Raw genomic sequence first — 19,906 nt, forward strand, 5'->3', positions numbered from 1 at the left:
AGGATGCCGACCTGGGTCTCCCGCACCATCACCTGGCTCGTCGCCCTGATCGTCGGCGTCGTGTACGGCATGGCGGGCACGATCGCGCACGCCTTCCGGCTCGGCTGGTTCCCGCTCGGCGTCCTGCTCGCACTCATCGGCACCGCGGCGCTGCTCGTGGCGGTGCGCGCCCTCACCGCCGATCGCCTCGCGGCGCTGGCGACGGGGATCGGCGTGCTCATCACGGCGGTCGTGCTGAGCGGTCGCGGCCCCGGCGGCTCGGTCGTGGTGCCCGAGGGCGACGCGGTCATGGTCGGTCCGGTCCATCTCGGGCTCGTCTGGCTGATCGGCTGTGCGATCGTGGCGGTGCTCGTCGTCGTGTGGCCGTCGCCCCGGCGCTGGGCGGCCGAGCACTGATCGCACCGAACTAGACTGGGGGCGTGACGTATGTGATCGCCCTGCCCTGCGTGGACGTGAAAGACCGCGCGTGTGTCGACGAGTGCCCCGTGGACTGCATCTACGAAGGCGACCGCATGCTCTACATCCACCCGGACGAGTGCGTCGACTGCGGCGCGTGCGAACCCGTCTGCCCGGTGGAGGCGATCTTCTACGAGGACGACACACCCGAGGAGTGGCAGGACTATTACAAGGCCAACGTCGAGTTCTTCGAAGACATCGGCTCGCCCGGTGGGGCGGCGAAGGTGGGCGTGATCCACAAGGACCACCCGATCGTGGCGGCGCTACCCCCGCAGGCGCCCTGACATGGGGGTCGCGGACCTCGCCGACTACCCGTGGGACGCCGTCGCACCCTATGCGGAGCGGGCGCGCACACACCCCGACGGCATCGTCGACCTGTCGATCGGCTCGCCCGTCGACCCGACGCCGCAGCTCGTGCGCGACGCGCTGGCCGCGGCGACCGACGCGCACGCATACCCCCAGACGGTCGGCACTCCGCCGCTGCGCGAGGCGATCGCGCAGTGGTTCGCGCGGCGCCGGGGCGTGCCGGATCTCGGCGCCGCGCACGTGCTGCCCACGATCGGCTCGAAGGAGCTCGTGGCGCTGCTGCCGACGCTGCTCGACCTCGGCCCGGGCGACGTCGTCGTGCACCCGCGCGTGGCCTACCCGACCTACGAGGTGGGTGCCCGCGTGGCTGGGGCGACGCCGTTCGCCGGCGACGATCCGGCGCAGTGGCCGGAGGGGACCCGGCTGATCTGGCTGAACTCTCCGGGGAACCCCGACGGGCGGGTGTGGGATGCCACGGCCCTGCGTGCCGCGCGCGATCGCGCGCGCGAACTGGGCGCCGTGCTCGCCGGCGACGAGTGCTACGCAGAGCTCGGCTGGGACGCCCCGTGGGACGCGGAGCCGATTCCCTCGGTGCTCGATCCGCGGGTGACCGGCGGCGACCTCACCGGCATCCTGTCGGTCTACTCCCTCAGCAAGCAGTCGAACCTCGCCGGCTACCGGGCCGCGTTCGTCGCCGGCGACCGGGCGCTCATCGCCCGGCTGGTGACCGCCCGCAAGCACCTCGGGCTCATGCTTCCCGCGCCCGTGCAGCAGGCGATGGCCGTGGCGCTGGGCGACGACACGCACGTGGCGGCGCAGAAGGAGCGGTACCGGCGGCGGCGGTCGGTGCTGCGCTCCGCCCTCGAGCAGGCCGGGTTCCGCGTCGACCGCAGCGAGGCGGGGCTGTATCTGTGGGTCACCGAGGGGCGTGACGCGTGGGAGAGCCTGGGGCGGCTGGCCGACCTCGGCATCCTCGGCGGACCGGGCGTGTTCTATGGTCCGGCGGCACCGCAGCACGTGCGGTTGTCGTTGACGGCGTCGGACGAGCGCATCGACGCGGCCGTGGCCCGCCTCGCCGCGGTCCGCTGAAGGAATCCTCCATCGGATCGGCCCAGGCTTTGACTGTGGCAACAGTTGGCCGAGGGGCCTATTAGGCTGTACATGCGGTTTCCGCAGGCGTTCCTGGCCGTGCGGCCCCGTGCACACCCCCGATTGAGATCTTCGCGAGGAGGCGCCGTGAGCGACGTGGGAACGCAGGAAATGGCCACGCTTCGCGTGGGCGGACGCACCGCGGACCTGCCCGTGCTGCACGGCACCGAGGGTGCGCCGAGCATCGACATCTCCACGCTGACCCGGCAGACCGGTCACACGGCACTCGACTACGGCTTCGTGAACACCGCGTCGACGAGGTCGGCCATCACCTATATCGACGGTGACGAGGGGATCCTGCGCTACCGCGGGTACCCGATCGAGCAGCTCGCGAAGAACAGCACGTACCTCGAGGTGGCCTGGCTGCTCATGTACGGCGAGCTTCCGACGCCGGACCAGCTCGCCGAGTTCGACAACGACATCCGCCGACACACGCTGCTTCACGAAGACCTGAAGCGCTTCTTCTCGGCGCTTCCGCACACCGCCCACCCCATGTCGGTGCTGTCGTCGGCGGTATCGGCCCTGTCGACCTACTACGAGCACGAGTCCGACCCGCACGACCCCGAGCACGTCCAGCTCAACATGGTGCGCATGCTCGCGAAGCTGCCCGTCATCGCGGCCTACGCCCACAAGAAGAGCATCGGGCAGGCGTTCCTGTACCCCGACAACTCGCTGAGCTTCGTCGACAACTTCCTGAAGCTCAACTTCGGCGTGCTCTCCGAGGAGTACGAGGTCAACCCGGTCATGTCGCGGGCGCTCGAGCGACTGCTGATCCTGCACGAGGACCACGAGCAGAACGCCTCGACCTCGACGGTGCGACTGGTGGGCTCCACGGGTGCCAACCAGTTCTCGTCGATCTCGGCCGGCATCAACGCCCTCTACGGTCCGCTGCACGGCGGCGCCAACGAGGCGGTGCTCGACATGCTCGCGCGCATCCGCGACTCCGGTGAGTCGGTGCAGCGCTTCGTCGAACGCGTCAAGAACAAGGAAGAGGGCGTCAAGCTCATGGGCTTCGGCCACCGGGTCTACAAGAACTACGACCCGCGTGCGAAGCTCGTCAAGGAGTCCGCCGACGAGGTGCTGCGCGAACTCGGCGTCCACGACCCGCTGCTGGATCTGGCGCAGGAGCTGGAGAACGTGGCGCTCGAGGACGACTACTTCAAGGAGCGCCGCCTCTACCCGAACGTCGACTTCTACACCGGCGTCATCTACAAGGCGATGGGCTTTCCCACGCGCATGTTCACGGTGCTCTTCGCGATCGGACGGCTTCCCGGCTGGCTTGCGCACTGGCGCGAGATGCAGCACGACCCGCAGACCAAGATCGGGCGCCCGCAGCAGCTGTACACAGGGGCGGACGAGCGCCGGTACCCGGGAGCCTGACTACGCGTGCAGCGCCTCGTTGAGCGTGACGCCGACGCCCGTGCGACGGATCGCCTCGACCGATCCGGTCAGTGAGTTGCGCCGGAACAACAGCCCGTCACGGCCCGACAGCTCGGCGGCCTTGACGCTCGGCCGCGCGCCGTCGGCCCGCGCGGGCTCGTCGGCCAGCACGACCTTCGTGCCGCCGGTGACGTAGAGACCCGCCTCGACGACGCAGTCGTCGCCCAGCGAGATCCCGATGCCGGCGTTCGCGCCGAGCAGAGTGCGCACGCCGATCGAGATGCGGTGCGTGCCGCCGCCCGACAGGGTGCCCATGATCGAAGCGCCGCCGCCGATGTCGGTGCCGTCGCCCACTGTCACACCCTGCGAGATGCGGCCCTCGACCATCGAGGCCCCCAGCGTGCCGGCGTTGAAGTTGACGAAGCCCTCGTGCATGACGGTCGTGCCGGGGGAGAGGTACGCGCCCAGGCGCACCCGGCTCGCGTCGCCGATGCGCACGCCGCTCGGGCTGACGTAGTCGAGCAGGCGGGGGAACTTGTCGAGGCTGTGCACCTGAATGCCGTCGCGCAGCAGCTGTGGGCGAAGTCGCGAGAAGTCCTCGGGGTGAACGGGGCCCGCGTTCGTCCAGGCGACAGTGGGCAGGAAGCCGAAGATCCCGTCGAGGTTCACGTCGTTGGGGCGCACGAGGCGGTGCGAGAGCGCGTGCAGCCGCAGGTAGACGTCCGCGGTCGACGCGGGCGCGGCATCCAGGTCGATCTCGTGCGTCACGATCTCGACCGACACCGACCGCCGCGGGTCGGGGACCGCGAGCCGCTCGAGGTTCTCCGGCGGGGTGCCACGGTCGAAGCCGAGGGGGATGCGGCCCGTCTGCGGTTCGGGGTACCAGGTGTCCAGGAGCGTTCCGTCGTCGGCGGCGGTCGCCAGACCGACGCCCCAGATCCAGCGTTCGTGTGCCATGCCTCCAGGCTATCGGGGCGGGCGCCGTCGATAGACTCGGGGGATGCCGGCGCTCGATCTGACCCAGTCCTCCGTCGACCTCACTCGCACGATCTGCGACGTCCCGAGCGTCTCGGGCGATGAGACACGCCTCGCCGACCTCATCCACGAGGCGCTGCGGGGGCTGCCGCACCTGGAGGTACACCGCGACGGCGACACGATCGTCGCCCGCACCGGCCTCGGCCGTGACCGGCGCGTCGCGATCGCCGGCCACATCGACACGGTGCCGGTCAACCACAACCTGCCCACGCGCGACATCGTCGACGACGGCGAGCCGTACCTGTGGGGCCGCGGCACGGTCGACATGAAGGCCGGCGTGGCCGTGCAACTGAAGCTCGCCGCCGAGCTGACCGACCCGCGGGTCGACCTGACCTGGATGTGGTACGACCACGAGGAGGTGGATGCCGGCCTCAACGGCCTCAGCCGCCTCGCCGCCGCGCGCCCCGATCTGTTCGCCGCGGACTTTGCGATCCTGGGCGAGCCGTCGAACGGCGCGGTGGAGGGCGGATGCAACGGCAATCTGCGGGTGCTGGTGCGCACGCGCGGCGTGCGGGCGCACTCCGCACGGGCGTGGATGGGCGAGAACGCGATCCACGCGGCCGCCCCGATCCTCGCACGGTTGAGCGAGCATCGCCCGCGCGAGGTGGCGGTCGACGGGCTCGTGTACCGCGAGGGCCTGAACGCCGTGCGCATCGACGGCGGCATCGCGGGCAACGTGATCCCCGACCTGTGCGAGGTCGAGGTGAACTACCGCTTCGCGCCCAGCCGCTCGGTCGAGGAGGCCGGGCGGTACGTTCGCGACGTCTTCGCGGGGTTCGACGTCGACGTGGTCGACCAGGCGTCCGGCGCCCGGCCCGGGCTCGACGCACCGCTGGCACAGGAGTTCCTCGCCGCCGTGGGCGCCGAGCCGCGCCCGAAGTACGGGTGGACCGACGTGGCCCGGTTCAGCGCGCTGGGCGTTCCCGCGGTCAACTACGGGCCCGGCGACCCGTCGCTGGCGCATCACGATCAGGAGCGGGTGCCGCTGGCGCAGATCGACGAGGTCGAGCGAGGTCTGCGGGCGTGGCTGTCGAGCCCCTGAGGCGGAGTGTCCCGCGGCACTGGGAGATGCTGCCCGCAGCGGTGCGCATCGGCATCCTCTATCTCGCCGCGCGTCTCGCGACGACGGCGTTCCTCATCGGGGCGGCCGAGCTATCCGGTCCGGAGTCGCGCTGGGGCACCCAGGCGGGCATCGGCGAGTTCGTGCTGGCCTGGGACGCGCAGTGGTACTGGTTCGTCGCCGTCAACGGGTACCCGGCGACCCTGCCGCTGACCGACGCGGGTCAGGTCGCCGAGAACCAGTGGGCATTCATGCCGATCTACGCATACCTCTCGCAACTGGTCGGCCTGCCCTTCGACTCGTGGGGAATCGGCGCCTTCATCGTGACGCTCGTGGCCGGCTACTTCGCGTGCCTCGTGTTCTACCGGCTGCTGCGCGTGCGCCAGCACCGCTCCACGGCGACGTGGGCGACGCTCTTCCTCGCGGCGGGGCCGCTGGCGGTGCTGTTCCAGGTGGGATACGCCGAATCGCTGTTCCTGCTGTGGCTCTTCCTCGCGCTGGACGGCGTCGTGCGCCGACGGTACGGCCGGCTGTACCTGCTGATCGTCCTGATGGGATACACGCGCCCCGGCGTGCTGGCCTTCGCGCTCTTCCTCGGCCTGTACGGCATCTGGCGTTGGTTCCGCCGCCGGCAAGAGTCGCTGCCGGTGCGCGAGATCGTGCACATCGTCACACTGGGCGCGCTCGCAACGCTCGTCGGCTTCTCATGGCAGTTCTTCGCCGCCATCATCACCGGCGACCCCGGCGCGTACCTGGCCACCGAGCTGTCGTGGCGGCGCAACTGGATCGCTGACGCGTCGGGCGGGTTCATCCCGTTCGACGGGTTCGTGCAGGGGGCGGAGTTCTGGTTCACCGCGTGGGGCCCGGGTGCCGTCGTCGGGTACGTCGCGCTGGGGCTCGCCGTGCTCGCCGTCGCCGCGCTGCTGCTGTTCGAGCCGCATGTGCGCCGGCTCGGCGTCGAGCTGCGGCTGTGGGCGGCCAGCTACCTCGTCTACCTGCTCGCCGTGTTCTTCCCCCAGTCGAGTCTCTTCCGGCTGCTCGTGCCCGTCTCGCCGCTGTGGGGTGCGCTGGCGATGCCCCGCTCATGGGTGTGGCGCCTGGGCGTGCTCGCCGCGTGCCTCATCGGGCAGTGGTGGTGGATCTACAACATGTACGGCCTGGCGAACGCGTACTGGCAGATTCCGTAGGGCGATAGACTGGAGAGGCAGACCCGCGACGAAAGGAAGCCACATGGCAGCCATGAAGCCGAGAACCGGAGATGGGCCGATGGAGGCCGTGAAGGAGGGTCGCCTGATCATCGTGCGCGTGCCGCTCGAGGGTGGCGGCCGACTGGTCGTCTCGGTCAACGACGCCGAGGCCAAGGAACTCCACGACGCGCTCGGCGCGGTGGTGAACGCCGCGTAGCGACACCGTCTCGTGCAACGGCCGGACCCCTCGAGGGGCCGGCCGTTCCGGTGTTCAGGCGGGGTCGGTGATCGTCGTCAGCTGCAGCAGGCCCTCGCCGACGATCGACAGCGCCCCGAGCACGGCAGGGGAGTTCTGCGTCTCCTGGATCAGCGAACGATAGGCCGTGGTGAGCGGGTCGCGCTGCACAGGGTCGGCGACGCGGCCGTCGGCGAGCACGCGCGGGACGAGCACGGTGCCGCCGGGCCGCACCAGGCGCAGCCCGTGCTCGACGTACTCGATGACGTTCTCGGGGTCGGCATCGACGAACACGATGTCGTACGACGCCTCGTTCATGCGCGGCAGCACGTCCGCCGCGCGCCCGGTGATGAGGCGCGTGCGTGCGGCGGGGACCTTCGCGTCGTGGAACGACTGGCGGGCGGTGCCCAGGTGCTCGGGCTCCTTCTCGATGGTCGTCAGGATCGCGCGCGGCGCACCGTGCAGCAGCCACAGGCCGGACACGCCCGCTCCCGTACCGATCTCTACCATCTGCTGGGCGCCGGTGGCGGCAGCGATGAGGGCCGCCTGCGCGCCGACCGCGGCGCTGATCGGCTCGGCGCCGATCTCGAGGGCGTGGGTCCGCGCCCGGGCGATGTGCTCGGGTTCGACCACGGACTCCTGTGCGAACCGCGCGTTCGCCTTCCGCTCGCTCATGTGCTCCTCCGTCAGCCAGAGTACCCGCCGCCACTGCGGGATCCGGCAGGGCACGACGGTAATCTGAAAGGCATGTTCAACGGCATCACCTTCGAGAAGCTTCTGCTGATCGGGGTGCTCGCCGCATTGCTGATCGGGCCCGAGCGCCTGCCCCGTGCGGCGGAGGGCCTGGCGCGCTTCGTCAAGCGCGCCAAGGAGTACATGCGTGGCGCGCAATCGCGGCTGCGCGACGAGATGGGCGATGAATTCGACGAGGTCGACTGGCGCAAGCTCGATCCGCGCCAGTACGACCCGCGGCGCATCATCCGCGAGGCGCTGCTCGACGACGCCCCGGTGACACCGGCTGCGGCGGTCGCGGCACCCGCACGGGCTGCCGCGCCGATGCCGACCCCGGTTGGCCGCGTCGTGTTCTCGGCAGACGACCTGCCGCCCTACGATGCCGAGGCCACGTGAGCCCTCGTGCCGGGTCGCTCAGCGTGGCGTGAAGGGCAGGGAGCGGCCGGCGAGCCCGCGGCCGGTCGAAGCGACGGATGCGGCGATCTCGCCGATGGCGCCGGCGGCCGGATCGTCCGGGTGTGCGGCCACCACGGGGGTGCCCGCGTCGCCGTCGGCGCGCAGCTGCGGGCTGAGCGGGATGGAGGCGAGCAGGCGGACCGGCTCGTCGTCCGTGGTGAGGGCGGCCGCGACCTCGGCCCCGCCGCCGCTGCCGAACAGCTCGAAGGCCGTGCCGTCGGGCAGTGCCATGGCCGACATGGTCTCGACGACCCCGAGGATGCGCTGCCCCGTCTGCCGGGCGACCAGTCCGCTGCGCACGGCCACGTCGGAGGCCGCGGACTGCGGTGTGGTCACCACGAGCACCTCGGCGTGGGGGAGCAGCTGCCCGACCGAGATCGCCACGTCGCCGGTGCCCGGAGGCATGTCGATCAGCAGCACGTCGAGGTCGCCGAAGTACACGTCGGTGAGGAACTGCTGCACGGTGCGGTGCAGCATGGGCCCCCGCCAGGCGACGGCACCGCCGTCACCTGCGCGCAGGAACATGCCGATCGAGATCGCCTTCACGTCGTAGCCGACCGGCGGCAGCATGAGGTCGTCGATGCGGGTCGGCTGCGGCGCACGACCCTCGGCGTCGACCAGCCCGAGCAGTCCGGGGATCGAGAACCCGTGCACGTCGGCGTCGATGAGCCCGACCGACAGTCCGCGGCGCGCGAGCGCCACGGCGAGGTTCGCGGTGACGGTCGACTTGCCGACACCGCCCTTGCCGCTGGTGACGGCGACGACCCGGGTCAGCGAGTCGGGGCCGAACGGCATGACGCGGGCGGGCCGCCCCGCACGCAGCTTCTCGGTGAGCGCACGCCGTTCGTCGGCGCTCATGACGCCGACGTCGACGGTCACGGCGTCGATTCCGGGCACGGCGGCGGCGGCATCCCGCACGTTCTGCTCGATCTGACGCGCGGCCGGGCAGCCGGCCACCGTGAGCGCGATCCCGACCCGGGCGACCGATCCGTCCACCGCGATGTCGCGCACCATGTCGAGGTCGCCGATGGGCCGGCGCAGCTCCGGGTCGGGGACGGCGGCGACCGCACGGCGCACGGCGTCGGCCTTCACGGCGCGCGCCGCTCGTCGCGCGACGGATCGTCGAGCCGGTCGATCAGCGCCTTCAGCTCATCGCGCAGCGCCTCCCGGGTGAGCATCTCGCCGCCGAGGTCGGTCATCGCCATGCGCAGCGCCACGACCTCGCGGGCCAGATACTCGGTGTCGGCGAGGTTGCGCTCGGCGCGCTGCCGGTCCTGTTCGATCTGCACGCGGTCGCGGTCGTCCTGCCGGTTCTGCGCGAGCAGGATCAGGGGTGCCGCATAGGACGCCTGAAGCGACAGGATGAGCGTCAGCAGGGTGAAGTTCGTCGCGGCCGGGTCGAACTGCAGCTCGCGGGGCATCGCGATGTTCCACGTCAGCCACGCCGCGACGAAGACCGTCATCCCGAGGAGGAATCCCGACGTGCCCATCGCGCGCGCGAACGACTCGGAGAACCGGCCGAACCGGTCGCGCGAGGGGTGCGGGGCGCGGTTCAGCCGCCCGGCACGCCCGCGGGGTGCGTCGAGCGGGACGCGGCGATCGGCGCGCGCCATCACTGCGCGAGCTCCCGGTCGTGCTCCTCGTCCTGAGAGCGCCAGTCCTTGGGCAGCAGGTAGTCGAGCACGTCGTCGACCGACACCACGCCCACCAGTCGGTGCGCCTGGTCGACGACGGGGAGCGACACCAGGTCGTAGCTGGCGAGCATACGGGCGACCTCCGATGCGGACGACGTCGCCGCCACGGGGTCGACGGTGTCGTCGATGATGGCCCCGAGCCGCTCGTGCGGCGGATAGCGCAGCATCCGCTGGAAGTGCACCGTGCCCAGCAGTCGCCCGGTCGGCGTCTCGTACGGCGGCAGCGTGACGAACACCGATGCGGCCAGTGCCGGATGCAGCTCGTGCCGCCGGATGAGGGCGAGGGCCTCGGCGACGGTGGCCTCGGCCGACAGCACGATCGGCTCGGGGGTCATGAGGCCGCCGGCGGTGTCGGGGAGGTACTGCAGCAGCGCCCGCACGTCGTCGGCCTCGTCGGGCTCCATGAGCTCGAGCAGCTCCTCGCGCTGCCCCTCGGGAATGTGGGCGAGCACGTCGGCCGCGTCGTCGGGCTCCATCGCGTCGAGGATGTCGGCGGCCCGCTCGTCCTCCAGGCCGTCGAGGATGTGCACCTGCTCGTCCTCGGGCATCTCCTCGAGGGCGTCGGCGAGCCGGTCGTCGGGCAGCTCCGAGACCACCTGGAGTCGGCGCCGGGCGGGCAGGTCGAGGAGCGCATTGGCGAGGTCGGCGGGCTTGAGCTCCGAGTAGCTGGCGACCAGCTGCTCCGCGGACTGCGCCTCGCCCGGCTCGGCGCTCTCGCGCACCTCGCTCCACGCGGCGAACGTCGTCGGGCCCTTCGCGAACGGCGAGGCACTCGTCTTCGGCTTGCGCAGGAACAGCTGTCCCACGTTCCATTCGCCGAGGCGGTCGCGTTCGATCGCGACGTCCTCGATGTGCGCCCCACCCGATCCGTCGCGGAGGAACACGCGCCGACCGATGAGCTCGGCGAGCACGCGCACCTCGCCACCGCGCTGCTGGAAGCGGCGCACGTTGATCAGCCCGGTCGTGATCACCTGGCCCGCCGCGATCGAGGTGACCCGCCCGATCGACAGGAACACCTGTCGACGCCCGGGGATCTCGCACACCAGTCCGATGACGCGCGGGGGGTCGTCTTTGCGGAAGACGACGACGACGTCCCGCACTCTGCCGAGGCGATCGCCGGCCGGGTCGAAGACCGAGCACCCGGCCAGGCGCGCGACGAAGACCCTCTGTGTGCTCACGCTCTCAGCGTAGCCCCGCTCCCGGCGCACGGTGCGGGAGGTGACGCGCGTGGGAGGATGGGGAGATGAGCATGCGCGGAGGGTTCCCGAGGGGCGGGACGGATGCCGTCGGCGAAGCCGTCGCCCGGTACCCCGACTACGAGGCCGCCCAGAAGGCCGTTTCGCGGCTGATCGCCGCCGAGGTGCCGGCGCGTGACATCGCCATCGTCGGCACGGGGCTGCGCTCGGTCGAGCGGGTGACCGGACGACTGGGGTACGCCACAGCCGCCCGTTCCGGTGCGATCAACGGTCTGCTGCTGGGCCTGCTCTTCTCCGTCTTTCTCGTGATCGGCTCGCCGTCCGTGCCGATCCAGGCCTTCATCGGCGTCATGTTCGTGGGCATCGCGCTCGGAATGCTGATGAGCATCATCACGTACTCGTTCGTGCGCCGTCGGCGCGACTTCGCCAGTGCGATGCAGGTGGTCGCCGACCACTACGACGTAACGGTCGCGGCGGCGACCGTGCACAAGGCCCGCCAGGTGCTCGGCGTGGCCGGCCCGTCGGCGCCCGCGCCGGCCGCCGACGTCCCGCAGCATCCGGAGGCCACCGCTCCGGGGCCTACAGCGCCGGCACCGCCCGAGCCGCAGAATCACCAGGAGGAGCCGCCGCGGTACGGGCAGCGCATCGCGCCGTCGCCGCCGGAGTCGACCGCGGCCGCCTCCGACGAACCGGCCGACGACACGACACAGGCGGACGACCCGCGGCCGTGAACGACGCGGTGCTGCGCATCCCCGTGATGCTGCCCACGGGCGCCGTCGAGGTCTCCGCCGCGGTCGGGATGCCGTCGCGTCCCTGGGCCGCGGTCGCGCTTGCCCATGGTGCGGGCGCGGGCCACCGGCATCCCTTCCTCGTCGGCCTCGCCGACGCGTTGCGCGACTCCGGCGTCGCGGTGCTGCGCTTCGACTTCCCCTACCGGGAGGCGGGCAGGCGGATGCCGGGACCGGCCGGGCACGCGACGGCGACGTGGGCGGCGGTGATGGCGCAGGCGACATCGCTCGTGCACGAGGCGCCCGTGTTCGCGGCCGGAAAGTCCTACGGCGGGCGGATGGCCTCGATGGCGGCCGCGGAGGGCCTCATCGCGCCCGAAGGACTCGTGTATCTCGGGTATCCGCTGCATCCGCCCGGCCGCCCGGACCGCCTGCGGGTCGAGCACCTGCCTGCGATCGCGCAGCCCCAGCTGTTCCTCGCGGGCACGAACGACCCCTTCGTCCAGCCGCCCGAGCAGCTCGTCGCGGCGGTGACCTCGTGCCGGAGCGCCGAGCTCGTGTGGATCGACGGCGGCGGCCACTCGTTCGAGGTGAAGGGTGCGCGGCCCCCGGCTGAGACGATCGGTGCCGGCCTCGCGCCGCCGGTCATCGCATGGATGCGCTCGCAGCCGGCGCGCTCTGCGGGCGTCTAGCTACGCTGGGCGGGTGACAGACGATCCCGGCCCGGCCGCGCACGACGACGACCCGCGCGTCGGCGACATCTCGGAGCGGCAGCTCCTGCGCAGCATCCTGGCGCGCCTCGGGCCGACCGCGGCGCTGGTGGGTCCGGGCGACGACGCCGCGGTGCTCGCCGTGCCCGACGGGCGCGTCGTCGCCAGCGTCGACACGCTCGTGCACGGGCCCGACTTCCGGCTCGCGTGGTCGACGCCGTACGACCTCGGCTACAAGTCCGCCGCCGTGAACCTCGCCGATATCGCCGCGATGGGTGCGCGCCCCACGGCACTGCTCGTCGCGCTGGCGCTGCCGAACGAGACCCGCGGGTCGTTCGTCGAGCAGTTCGCCGACGGGCTGCGCGGAGCGTGCGGCGAGCTCGCTCCGGGCTGCGCGGTGGAGGGCGGCGACCTGACGGTCTCGGACACCCTCACCGTCGCCGTCACCGCGCTCGGGACCCTCGACGGACGGGAGCCGGTGCTGCGCTCCGGCGCCGGGCCCGGCGACGTCGTCGCGCTGGCCGGCGAGGCAGGAGCGGCGGCCCGCGGGCTCGACGTGCTCTTCCGCCGCTTCCGCGACGCGGCCGGAGTGCCCGTGCCGGTGCGCCGCGACGAGCTCGATCCCGGCGAGGTCGCGTGCGTGACCGCGCAGCTGCGCCCTGCCCCGCCGATCGCCCTCGGGCCGGCAGCTGCGGACGCCGGTGCCACGGCCATGATGGACGTCTCCGACGGCATCGCACTGGATGCGACGCGGCTCGCCGAGGCATCCGCCGTCACCGTCGCCGTCGACAGTGCCGCGCTCGGCGCCCGCCGGGGCTGGGCCGTCGACGGGGGAGAGGACCACGGCCTGCTGGCGACGTTCCCGCCCGGCGTGCCGCTGCCACCCGGCTTCCGCATCATCGGGCAGGTGCGTGCGCGCGCCGACGCGCCGCTGCTGGTCGACGACGAGCCCTATGTCGGGCGCGCGGGCTGGGATCCCTATCGCGACTGGGACGCCGCGACGGGCTGATCACCCGGTCGTGCCCACCACATCGTCGTGTCGCCGTAGCGCCGGTCGCGCACGTGCTCGAGCCCGGCCGGGAGCTCCGGCCGCGGAGACCGCGAGGCGCGTTCGACGATGACCGTCGCATCGGGGGAGAGTGCGGGCGCCAGAGCGTCGAGCACCGCGGTGAGCTCGACCTCGCTGAGATCATAGGGGGGATCGACGAGCACCAGGTCGAACGGCCCCGGCACACCGTGCAGGTATGCGCGCACGGCCGTCGCGTGCACGTGCAGGGTGGCATCCGTCCCCAGTGCTGTCGTTCCCAGGGCCTTCGCCACCTTCGTCGCGTTGCGTCGCGCGATCCTCGCGGCGGCGGGTGCCCTCTCGACCAGGTGGACGGATGCCGCGCCTCGGCTCGCCGCTTCGAGCCCGAGGGCCCCCGAGCCGGCGTAGAGGTCGAGCACAGCCGCGTCGCGCAGCAGGTCGGCGGCATCGAGGGCGGCGAACAGCGACTCGCGGACGCGATCGCTGGTGGGCCGCGTCCCCGCGCCTGGCACCTCCAGGGTGAGGGAGCCGGCGATACCGGCGATGATGCGCGTCACGGTCTCACGATAGCGAGCCGTCGTCCGAGGCCCGGCCTAGACTCGTGGCATGCCGACGCTGACCCTCGATTCGCGTCTCGACGGCGCGGTCGGCGGCAAGACGTCCGCCGCGCTCGCCCGCGCGTTCGGCATGCACACGGTGGGCGATCTGCTGTCGCACTACCCGCGCCGGTATGCGCTGCGCGGCGAGCTCACCCCGATCCGCTCGCTGCCGGTCGGCGAGAACGTCACGATCGTCGCCGAGGTCGTGCACGCCGGTGAGCGCCGCATGAAGAACCGCAACGGATCGCTGCTGGAAGTGGTCATCAGCGACGGGTACGGACAGCTGTCGCTCACGTTCTTCAACCAGGGCTGGCGGCTCAAAGACCTGCGGCCGGGACGGCGGGGCATCTTCTCGGGCAAGGTCGGCGAGTACCGCGGCACGCAGCAGTTCGCCCACCCCGACTACGAGCTCTTCGACGACGAGGACGGGGTCGATGCTCACGCGTATGCGCACACCCCGATCCCGATCTACCCGGCCACCGCGAGCATCGCCAGCTGGCAGCTGAAGAAGATCGTGGATCTCGTGCTCGACGGGCTCGGCCCGGTCGACGATCCGCTGCCCGCCGACCTGCGCGAGCTCCGGGGTCTGCTGACCGCGCGCGCGGCGATCGAGGCCGTCCACCGGCCGGAGACGGTGGAACAGGCGAATGCCGCGCGCGGCACCCTGCGGATGCACGAGGCGCTCATCCTGCAGACGGCCCTGCTGCAGCAACGCCAGCTGGTGCGGATGATGTCGGCGACGGCGCGGCCCGCCGGTGCGCTGCTCGAGCGCTTCGATGCGGCACTGCCGTTCGAGCGCACGCCCGATCAGACCGCCGTCGGCGACCGGATCGCCGCCGACCTCGTCGGCGACTGGCCCATGAACCGCCTCGTCCAGGGCGAGGTCGGCTCGGGAAAGACGCTGGTGGCGCTGCGCGCCATGCTGCAGGTGGCCGAATCGGGAGGCCAGTCCGCGCTCATCGCGCCGACCGAGGTGCTGGCCGGTCAGCACCTGCGCACGATCACCCGGATGCTGGGACCGCAGCTCGCACCCGAGCTCATGCCGACGCTGATGACCGGGCAGCTGCCCGCCGCAGAACGCCGGAAGGCGGCGCTGCGGGTGGCGTCGGGTCAGGCGCGAATCGTCGTGGGCACCCACGCGCTGCTGAGCGAGAAGACCACCTTCGCCGATCTGGGTCTGGTCGTCGTCGACGAGCAGCACCGGTTCGGTGTGGAACAGCGCGAGACGCTTCGGGCCAAGGGCTCCAGCCCGCACGCGCTGGTGCTCACCGCCACGCCGATCCCGCGCACGGTGGCCATGACGGTCTTCGGCGACCTCGACGTCTCCACGATCCGCACGATGCCGCCCGGCCGGGCGGGCATCCAGACCTTCGTCGCACCGCTCGCCGAGAAGCCGGGGTGGCTCGCGCGCGTGTGGGATCGCATCGTCGAAGAGGTCGGCGCCGGGCGCCAGGCGTTCGTCGTCTGCTCGGCGATCGACGCCGACACGCAGACGTCCGACGACGAGGAGGCCGCGCCGGCGGCCGGCGACGCGCCTCGTCCACGCTGGGGCGTCGTGCAGGTGGCCGAGCTGCTGGCCGGCCACCCGGCCTACTCGGGGATCCGCGTCGCGACACTGCACGGCAAGCTGCCCGCGGACGAGAAGGATGCGATCATGCGATCGTTCGCCGCGGGCGACATCGACGTGCTCGTGGCGACGACGGTCGTCGAGGTGGGCGTCGATGTGCCGAACGCATCGACGATGGCGATCCTCGACGCCGACCGGTTCGGGGTGTCGCAGCTGCACCAGCTGCGCGGGCGCATCGGACGCGGCGACGTGCCGGGCTTGTGTCTGCTGGTGACAGAGGCGGCCCCCGGCAGTCCGGCCCGCGCGCGCGTCGAGGCGGTGGCACGCACGCTCGATGGGTTCGAGCTGGCCGAGGTCGACCTCGAGCTGCGCGGGGAGGGCGATGTGCTCGGCGATGCGCAATCCGGTGCGCGATCGTCGCTGCGGCTGCTGCGCGTGATCACGGATGCCGACCTCATCGCGTTCGCCCGGCAAGAGGCGGAGCGCATCCTCGAGGCCGATCCATCGCTCGACGCGCACGCCGGGCTGCACGCCGCCATCGAACGCCGTGTGGGCACGGCGGAGCGAGCGGCCCTCGCGAAGAACTAGAGTGGAGGCATGAGCAGACGGGTCGCAGTCGTGCCAGGGTCGTTCGATCCGCCGACGCTCGGCCATCTCGATGTCATCCGCCGCGCGGCATCCCTGTACGACGAGCTGCACGTGCTCGCGGTGCACAATCCCGACAAGCAGGCGATGCTGCCGATCGCGCAGCGACTGAGCCTGCTCGAGCAGTCGATCGCCGACGACGGCATCGGCGGCAACGTGATCGTCGCATCATGGAGCATGGGGCTGCTCGTCGACTACGCCACGGATGTCGGTGCCGAGGTGCTCGTCAAGGGCATCCGATCACAGGTCGATGTGGCCTACGAGACCCCGATGGCGATCGTCAACCGTCATCTCGCGCACGTCGAGACCGTCTTCCTGCTGCCGGATCCGGCGCACACGCTCGTCTCGAGCTCTCTCGTGCGCCAGGTGGCCGGACTCGGCGGCGACGTGTCGCCCTATGTGCCACCGGCGGTGGCGAAGTTCCTCGACACCGGGGGCGCGCACATCCGCTGACGGTAGACTCGCCCCTTGTGAGATCACCCCGGCCCGGCCCGTTCAGCCTCAACGTGCGTGACATCGTGCGTCGCCCCGGCGAGATGCGTGAGGTGACGTTCGACGCCGCCGCCCCTGTCACGTGGGGTGAGGGTCTGGTCGCCGTCCGCGAGGGCGAGAACGTGGCTATCGATGCCCGGCTGGAATCGGTGCACGAGGGAATCCTGGTGACCGCGGAGGCCGACACCGCCTACGACGGTGTGTGCGGACGCTGCCTCACCGACATCCGTCAGCCGCTCCGAGTCGAGTTCCAGGAGCTTTTCGCGTATTCTGGAAGAGAAGCAGCAGACCTCGAAGTTCACGACGACCACGTGGATCTTGAAACCGAGGTCAGGGACGCGATCGTGTTGTCGCTCCCGTTTCAACCGGTGTGTCGGCCGGACTGCCCGGGGTTGGACCCCAGCACGGGGCAGCGCCGCGACGATGACACCGGTGCAGATCCGCAGCATGACCTCGATCCACGGTGGGCCAGACTCGCGGAGCTGACGAAGCGTGCGGACGCGGACGACGCGTCGCAGACACCCACCCAGACCTAGGACACGAAGGAAGAACAGCCATGGCAGGTAACCCCCCCAAGCGGAAGGTATCCCGCTCGAACACCCGTTCGCGCCGTGCGCAGTGGAAGGCCGAGGCCCCCGCGCTCGTCAAGACGGTGGAGAACGGCAAGGTCGTCTACAGCCGCCCGCACCAGGCGAAGGTCGTGACCGACTCGCAGGGAACCGAGTTGTTCCTGGAGTACAAGGGTCGCAAGGTCGCCGACGTCTGATCGTGCGACGGCATGACCGACATCATCACCGGGCAGCTGCTGCTCGTTGAGAAGCTCGGGGTCGATCTCGACCCCGAGCTTCTGTCGCATGCACTCACACATCGCTCGTACGCCTACGAGCACGGCGGGATCCCGAACAACGAGCGTCTCGAGTTCCTCGGCGACGCCGTGCTGGGGCAGGCGGTCACCGTTGCCCTGTTCACGAGGCACCCCGAGCTCGACGAGGGGGCGCTGGCCAAGCGGCGCGCGAGCGTCGTGTCGACACTCGCGCTCGCCGAGGTGGCGCGCACCATCGGGCTCGGCGAGCACCTGCTGCTGGGCCGCGGGGAGGAGCAGACGGGCGGGCGCGACAAGGACTCCATCCTGGCCGACACCATGGAGGCGGTGATCGGTGCGGTCTACATCTCGGCGGGCCAGGCCGAGGCCACTGCGCTCGTGCTGCGGCTGATCGAGCCGCTGATGGCCGATCCTCGACGCTACGGCGCCGCCATGGATCCGAAGACGAGCCTTCAAGAGCTCGCCGCCCACCGCGGTGTCGCGCCGCCGGTCTATCACGTCGCCGCCGCGGGCCCCGACCACGATCGGCGCTTCACCGCGACGGTCTCGGTGGGGCCAGTCACGACGAAGGGAACGGGGTCGAGCAAGAAGAGCGCCGAGATGGCGGCCGCGCTGGCGGCCTGGCACGCCCTCGGCGCCGGTGTATGAGCCGGGTCGCTCATGCCTGAGCTACCCGAGGTCGAGGTGGTGCGCGCAGGCCTGGAGCCGGCCGTCACCGGTGCTCTGGTGGTCGGCGTCGACGTGCACGATGCACGCGCGCTCACCCGCCACCCCGGCTCGAGCGCCGAGTTCGAAGCATCCCTGACCGGCCGCCGCATCGTCGGTGCCGCCCGGCGCGGGAAGTTCCTGTGGCTGCCGTTGGCGACCTCGACGCCGCATGGTGATCCGGCCGATGCCGTCGTCGCGCATCTGGGGATGAGCGGCCAGCTGTTGCTGCGCGCCCCGGCGGCGGCGCCGGAGCGCCATGAGCGCGTGCGCATGATCGTCGATCACCCGGTGCACGGCGAGCTGGGCGTGGTGTTCTCGGACCAGCGCACGTTCGGCTCGCTGGCGCTCGATCCGCTCGTGCCGACCGTCGATGCCGCCCCTGGGGGCTGGGGAACGCCGGCGCCGTCGGTGCCCGCCCAGGTCGCGCACATCGCACGCGATCCCCTCGACGAGGCATTCGACGAGCGCCGCTTCCGGACCCGACTGGGGCGGAAGGACTCCGCCATCAAGCGTGTGCTCCTCGACCAGACCGTGGCGAGTGGGATCGGCAACATCTACGCCGACGAGGCGCTGTGGGCCGCCCGCATCCATCCCGAGACGTCCGCCCGGCTGCTGTCGACGCGCGCGGCGAACCGCCTGCTCGCGGAGCTGCGCGGGGTGCTGCTGAAGGCGCTGGCCGAAGGCGGCACGAGCTTCGACGCGCTGTACGTGAACGTGAACGGCGAGTCTGGATACTTCAGCAGATATCTACATTCATATGGTCGAACTGGGGAACCGTGCGACCGCTGCGGCACCCCGATCAAACGGATAGCCTTCGGCAATCGGTCGAGCCACTTCTGCCCCCGGTGCCAGCGGAAACCATCTCACGCGAGCACCTGACGGGCGAGGGGTTCCCCTCCCATTAGGCGCTCGCGTGTGTGGATGCGGGGATCCTGCTGCCGCCGGTGCGGCGCACCGTTGCCCTCGGCTGTGTGGTCACGATCCGATCTCGCGGTCTCCGGTGCGGGGGCCGGTCTGCTGCGGGGCGTCTTCGTCAACGAGGGCCCGCACTTCGTCGCGAGCTTTGCGGCGCTTCTTCGTGTCCTCATTGAAGAGGTCGCGCATCGTGCGGCCGTCGCCCACCCTCCGGCGGTCGAGCCAATCGTCAACCTCGGGCGGCATCCACTCGATCTTCGCGATCAGCTCGCGGGCGTACTGCCGATCAGCCTCGGCCTGCGCCCTCGCGCGCTCTGAGGCCCGCTGGTTCGCACTGGCGACCCGATGGGCTTCCTCGGCCTCGCGGCGCTCGTTCTGGGCCGCGAGACGGTCGTCTGCGGTCTCCTGGTCGCGCCGGTCGAGATCGGCCTCTCGCTTGTCGAGATCGGCGGCCCGTGCGGAGTCCTTCTTGCGTGAGCTGGTGATGAGGTCGAGGTCGTCGAGGTTCTGGTCTTCCTGCTCGCGTGCGGCGGCGAGGCGATCCTCTGCGATGATCCTGTTGTTGTCGGCACGGGCGTAGTTCTTCTTGCCGAGGTAGGAGCCCTCGTTGGCCTTGTCGATCTCGGCCTCGACCGGCCAGCCGCGTTCGATCATGTGCTCGCGCATCGCGGTCTGGTAGTCCGAGAGCTTGACCTTGCCGCTGATCGACTTGCCCCCCTTCGGATGCCCCTCGGGGTAGACGACATCGCGGTGCGAGAACCACTTGCGCGAGAACTCGATGCGCAGGTAGCCGGGGCGCTTTGGAT

The 19,906-nt window shown here is 71.2% G+C and carries 24 protein-coding genes; 17 read left to right on the plus strand and 7 right to left on the minus strand.

Translation table 11 applies throughout. The features are described 5' to 3' along the window. Window positions 1–3 precede the first annotated feature (3 nt). The 4 genes from ACK5IN_RS01290 to ACK5IN_RS01305 all read left to right on the plus strand — a co-directional run bounded on the left by ACK5IN_RS01290 (window position 4) and on the right by ACK5IN_RS01305 (window position 3,291). Window positions 4–396 (plus strand): DUF6113 family protein, encoded by a 393-nt coding sequence (locus ACK5IN_RS01290; protein WP_416894428.1) that lies wholly within the window; start codon window positions 4–6, stop codon window positions 394–396. Between the two features lie 23 nt (window positions 397–419). After that, window positions 420–740 carry a ferredoxin gene (fdxA, locus tag ACK5IN_RS01295; protein ID WP_416894429.1) on the plus strand — a complete coding sequence of 107 codons (321 nt, stop codon included), beginning with the start codon at window positions 420–422 and terminating at the stop codon, window positions 738–740. A 1-nt stretch (window position 741) separates the two neighbouring features. Then, on the plus strand, window positions 742–1,851 hold the full coding sequence (gene dapC / locus ACK5IN_RS01300) for a succinyldiaminopimelate transaminase (RefSeq protein WP_416894430.1): 1,110 nt from the start codon (window positions 742–744) through the stop codon (window positions 1,849–1,851). A 171-nt stretch (window positions 1,852–2,022) separates the two neighbouring features. Continuing rightward, on the plus strand, window positions 2,023–3,291 hold the full coding sequence (locus tag ACK5IN_RS01305; RefSeq protein ID WP_416894431.1) for a citrate synthase: 1,269 nt from the start codon (window positions 2,023–2,025) through the stop codon (window positions 3,289–3,291). Here the strand turns inward: ACK5IN_RS01305 and dapD are convergent, their stop codons facing one another. After that, window positions 3,292–4,248: a 2,3,4,5-tetrahydropyridine-2,6-dicarboxylate N-succinyltransferase gene (dapD, locus tag ACK5IN_RS01310; protein ID WP_416894432.1), complete on the minus strand. Its 957-nt coding sequence runs from the start codon at window positions 4,246–4,248 to the stop codon at window positions 3,292–3,294. A 43-nt stretch (window positions 4,249–4,291) separates the two neighbouring features. On the opposite strand from dapD, the gene dapE reads away from it, so the two are divergent. Genes dapE through ACK5IN_RS01325 form a run of 3 tightly spaced genes read left to right on the plus strand, consistent with a single transcriptional unit; the run spans window position 4,292 to window position 6,790 of the window. Then, a complete protein-coding gene (dapE, locus tag ACK5IN_RS01315; protein ID WP_416894433.1) occupies window positions 4,292–5,368 on the plus strand; it encodes a succinyl-diaminopimelate desuccinylase in 1,077 nt (358 codons plus the stop codon). Next, window positions 5,350–6,573 (plus strand): hypothetical protein, encoded by a 1,224-nt coding sequence (locus ACK5IN_RS01320; protein WP_416894434.1) that lies wholly within the window; start codon window positions 5,350–5,352, stop codon window positions 6,571–6,573. Before dapE ends, ACK5IN_RS01320 begins: the two co-directional genes overlap by 19 nt. A 43-nt stretch (window positions 6,574–6,616) precedes the next feature. Beyond that, the gene (locus tag ACK5IN_RS01325) at window positions 6,617–6,790 is read left to right on the plus strand and encodes a DUF3117 domain-containing protein (protein WP_416894435.1); all 174 of its coding nucleotides are present in this window, start codon (window positions 6,617–6,619) and stop codon (window positions 6,788–6,790) included. Window positions 6,791–6,844: 54 nt separating this feature from the next. Here ACK5IN_RS01325 and ACK5IN_RS01330 read toward each other — a convergent pair whose 3' ends face one another. Continuing rightward, the gene (locus ACK5IN_RS01330) at window positions 6,845–7,483 is read right to left on the minus strand and encodes an O-methyltransferase (protein ID WP_416894436.1); all 639 of its coding nucleotides are present in this window, start codon (window positions 7,481–7,483) and stop codon (window positions 6,845–6,847) included. A 72-nt stretch (window positions 7,484–7,555) separates the two neighbouring features. Here ACK5IN_RS01330 and ACK5IN_RS01335 point away from each other — a divergent pair, with 72 nt between their 5' ends. Next, window positions 7,556–7,936, plus strand: coding sequence for a Sec-independent protein translocase TatB (locus ACK5IN_RS01335; RefSeq protein WP_416894437.1), 381 nt, complete (start codon window positions 7,556–7,558; stop codon window positions 7,934–7,936). Between the two features lie 18 nt (window positions 7,937–7,954). Here the strand turns inward: ACK5IN_RS01335 and ACK5IN_RS01340 are convergent, their stop codons facing one another. The 3 genes from ACK5IN_RS01340 to ACK5IN_RS01350 are packed head-to-tail and all read right to left on the minus strand — an operon-like array spanning window position 7,955 to window position 10,868. Further along, on the minus strand, window positions 7,955–9,088 hold the full coding sequence (locus tag ACK5IN_RS01340) for a P-loop NTPase (RefSeq protein ID WP_416894438.1): 1,134 nt from the start codon (window positions 9,086–9,088) through the stop codon (window positions 7,955–7,957). Further along, a complete protein-coding gene (locus tag ACK5IN_RS01345; RefSeq protein ID WP_416894439.1) occupies window positions 9,085–9,609 on the minus strand; it encodes a DUF1003 domain-containing protein in 525 nt (174 codons plus the stop codon). The genes ACK5IN_RS01340 and ACK5IN_RS01345 overlap by 4 nt, the downstream gene beginning before the upstream one ends. Beyond that, a complete protein-coding gene (locus tag ACK5IN_RS01350; RefSeq protein WP_416894440.1) occupies window positions 9,609–10,868 on the minus strand; it encodes a magnesium transporter in 1,260 nt (419 codons plus the stop codon). The genes ACK5IN_RS01345 and ACK5IN_RS01350 overlap by 1 nt, the downstream gene beginning before the upstream one ends. Before the next feature lie 65 nt (window positions 10,869–10,933). Here ACK5IN_RS01350 and ACK5IN_RS01355 point away from each other — a divergent pair, with 65 nt between their 5' ends. From ACK5IN_RS01355 to thiL, 3 genes are read left to right on the plus strand one after another with little or no spacing between them, the layout of a single operon-like run. Further along, window positions 10,934–11,617, plus strand: a complete 684-nt coding sequence (locus ACK5IN_RS01355; protein WP_416894441.1) for a general stress protein — start codon at window positions 10,934–10,936, stop codon at window positions 11,615–11,617. Window positions 11,618–11,643: 26 nt separating this feature from the next. Next, the gene (locus tag ACK5IN_RS01360; RefSeq protein WP_416894449.1) at window positions 11,644–12,306 is read left to right on the plus strand and encodes an alpha/beta family hydrolase; all 663 of its coding nucleotides are present in this window, start codon (window positions 11,644–11,646) and stop codon (window positions 12,304–12,306) included. A gap of 13 nt (window positions 12,307–12,319) precedes the next feature. Beyond that, entirely contained in the window at window positions 12,320–13,333 is a 1,014-nt protein-coding gene (gene thiL / locus ACK5IN_RS01365) for a thiamine-phosphate kinase (RefSeq protein WP_416894442.1), read from the plus strand. Here thiL and rsmD read toward each other — a convergent pair. Next, window positions 13,303–13,908 (minus strand): 16S rRNA (guanine(966)-N(2))-methyltransferase RsmD, encoded by a 606-nt coding sequence (gene rsmD, locus ACK5IN_RS01370; RefSeq protein ID WP_416894443.1) that lies wholly within the window; start codon window positions 13,906–13,908, stop codon window positions 13,303–13,305. The two genes, thiL and rsmD, sit on opposite strands and share 31 nt — an antisense overlap. A 49-nt stretch (window positions 13,909–13,957) precedes the next feature. Here rsmD and ACK5IN_RS01375 point away from each other — a divergent pair, with 49 nt between their 5' ends. The 6 genes from ACK5IN_RS01375 (at window position 13,958) to mutM (ending at window position 19,064) form a co-directional block, all read left to right on the plus strand. Further along, window positions 13,958–16,105, plus strand: coding sequence for an ATP-dependent DNA helicase RecG (locus ACK5IN_RS01375; RefSeq protein WP_416894444.1), 2,148 nt, complete (start codon window positions 13,958–13,960; stop codon window positions 16,103–16,105). A 9-nt stretch (window positions 16,106–16,114) separates the two neighbouring features. Further along, window positions 16,115–16,615 (plus strand): pantetheine-phosphate adenylyltransferase, encoded by a 501-nt coding sequence (gene coaD / locus ACK5IN_RS01380; RefSeq protein ID WP_416894445.1) that lies wholly within the window; start codon window positions 16,115–16,117, stop codon window positions 16,613–16,615. A gap of 83 nt (window positions 16,616–16,698) precedes the next feature. Beyond that, window positions 16,699–17,190: a YceD family protein gene (locus tag ACK5IN_RS01385; RefSeq protein WP_416894450.1), complete on the plus strand. Its 492-nt coding sequence runs from the start codon at window positions 16,699–16,701 to the stop codon at window positions 17,188–17,190. Window positions 17,191–17,210: 20 nt separating this feature from the next. Then, window positions 17,211–17,420 (plus strand): 50S ribosomal protein L32, encoded by a 210-nt coding sequence (gene rpmF, locus ACK5IN_RS01390; protein ID WP_050721097.1) that lies wholly within the window; start codon window positions 17,211–17,213, stop codon window positions 17,418–17,420. 12 nt (window positions 17,421–17,432) lie between these two features. Then, entirely contained in the window at window positions 17,433–18,125 is a 693-nt protein-coding gene (gene rnc / locus ACK5IN_RS01395) for a ribonuclease III (protein WP_416894446.1), read from the plus strand. Window positions 18,126–18,137: 12 nt separating this feature from the next. Then, window positions 18,138–19,064, plus strand: a complete 927-nt coding sequence (gene mutM, locus ACK5IN_RS01400; protein WP_416894447.1) for a bifunctional DNA-formamidopyrimidine glycosylase/DNA-(apurinic or apyrimidinic site) lyase — start codon at window positions 18,138–18,140, stop codon at window positions 19,062–19,064. A gap of 96 nt (window positions 19,065–19,160) precedes the next feature. Here mutM and ACK5IN_RS01405 read toward each other — a convergent pair. Then, a partial coding sequence (locus ACK5IN_RS01405; protein WP_416894448.1) for a hypothetical protein occupies window positions 19,161–19,906 on the minus strand: 746 nt, incomplete at its 5' end.

Origin of the sequence: Microbacterium sp. (assembly GCF_047971895.1) — a bacterium.
In the GTDB taxonomy this organism is placed as follows: Bacteria; Actinomycetota; Actinomycetes; order Actinomycetales; family Microbacteriaceae; genus Microbacterium.

Excerpts from the sequence above, each read along its gene's own strand:
- ACK5IN_RS01290 (WP_416894428.1), top strand. The coding sequence starts at position 4 with ATGCCGACCTGGGTCTCCCGCACCATCACCTGGCTCGTCGCCCTGATC.
- dapC (WP_416894430.1), top strand. The coding sequence starts at position 742 with ATGGGGGTCGCGGACCTCGCCGACTACCCGTGGGACGCCGTCGCACCC.
- ACK5IN_RS01305 (WP_416894431.1), top strand. The coding sequence starts at position 2,023 with ATGGCCACGCTTCGCGTGGGCGGACGCACCGCGGACCTGCCCGTGCTG.
- dapD (WP_416894432.1), bottom strand. The coding sequence starts at position 4,248 with ATGGCACACGAACGCTGGATCTGGGGCGTCGGTCTGGCGACCGCCGCC.
- dapE (WP_416894433.1), top strand. The coding sequence starts at position 4,292 with ATGCCGGCGCTCGATCTGACCCAGTCCTCCGTCGACCTCACTCGCACG.
- ACK5IN_RS01325 (WP_416894435.1), top strand. The coding sequence starts at position 6,617 with ATGGCAGCCATGAAGCCGAGAACCGGAGATGGGCCGATGGAGGCCGTG.
- ACK5IN_RS01330 (WP_416894436.1), bottom strand. The coding sequence starts at position 7,483 with ATGAGCGAGCGGAAGGCGAACGCGCGGTTCGCACAGGAGTCCGTGGTC.
- ACK5IN_RS01335 (WP_416894437.1), top strand. The coding sequence starts at position 7,556 with ATGTTCAACGGCATCACCTTCGAGAAGCTTCTGCTGATCGGGGTGCTC.
- ACK5IN_RS01345 (WP_416894439.1), bottom strand. The coding sequence starts at position 9,609 with ATGGCGCGCGCCGATCGCCGCGTCCCGCTCGACGCACCCCGCGGGCGT.
- ACK5IN_RS01355 (WP_416894441.1), top strand. The coding sequence starts at position 10,934 with ATGAGCATGCGCGGAGGGTTCCCGAGGGGCGGGACGGATGCCGTCGGC.
- ACK5IN_RS01360 (WP_416894449.1), top strand. The coding sequence starts at position 11,644 with ATGCTGCCCACGGGCGCCGTCGAGGTCTCCGCCGCGGTCGGGATGCCG.
- ACK5IN_RS01375 (WP_416894444.1), top strand. The coding sequence starts at position 13,958 with ATGCCGACGCTGACCCTCGATTCGCGTCTCGACGGCGCGGTCGGCGGC.
- coaD (WP_416894445.1), top strand. The coding sequence starts at position 16,115 with ATGAGCAGACGGGTCGCAGTCGTGCCAGGGTCGTTCGATCCGCCGACG.
- ACK5IN_RS01385 (WP_416894450.1), top strand. The coding sequence starts at position 16,699 with ATGCGTGAGGTGACGTTCGACGCCGCCGCCCCTGTCACGTGGGGTGAG.
- rpmF (WP_050721097.1), top strand. The coding sequence starts at position 17,211 with ATGGCAGGTAACCCCCCCAAGCGGAAGGTATCCCGCTCGAACACCCGT.
- rnc (WP_416894446.1), top strand. The coding sequence starts at position 17,433 with ATGACCGACATCATCACCGGGCAGCTGCTGCTCGTTGAGAAGCTCGGG.
- mutM (WP_416894447.1), top strand. The coding sequence starts at position 18,138 with ATGCCTGAGCTACCCGAGGTCGAGGTGGTGCGCGCAGGCCTGGAGCCG.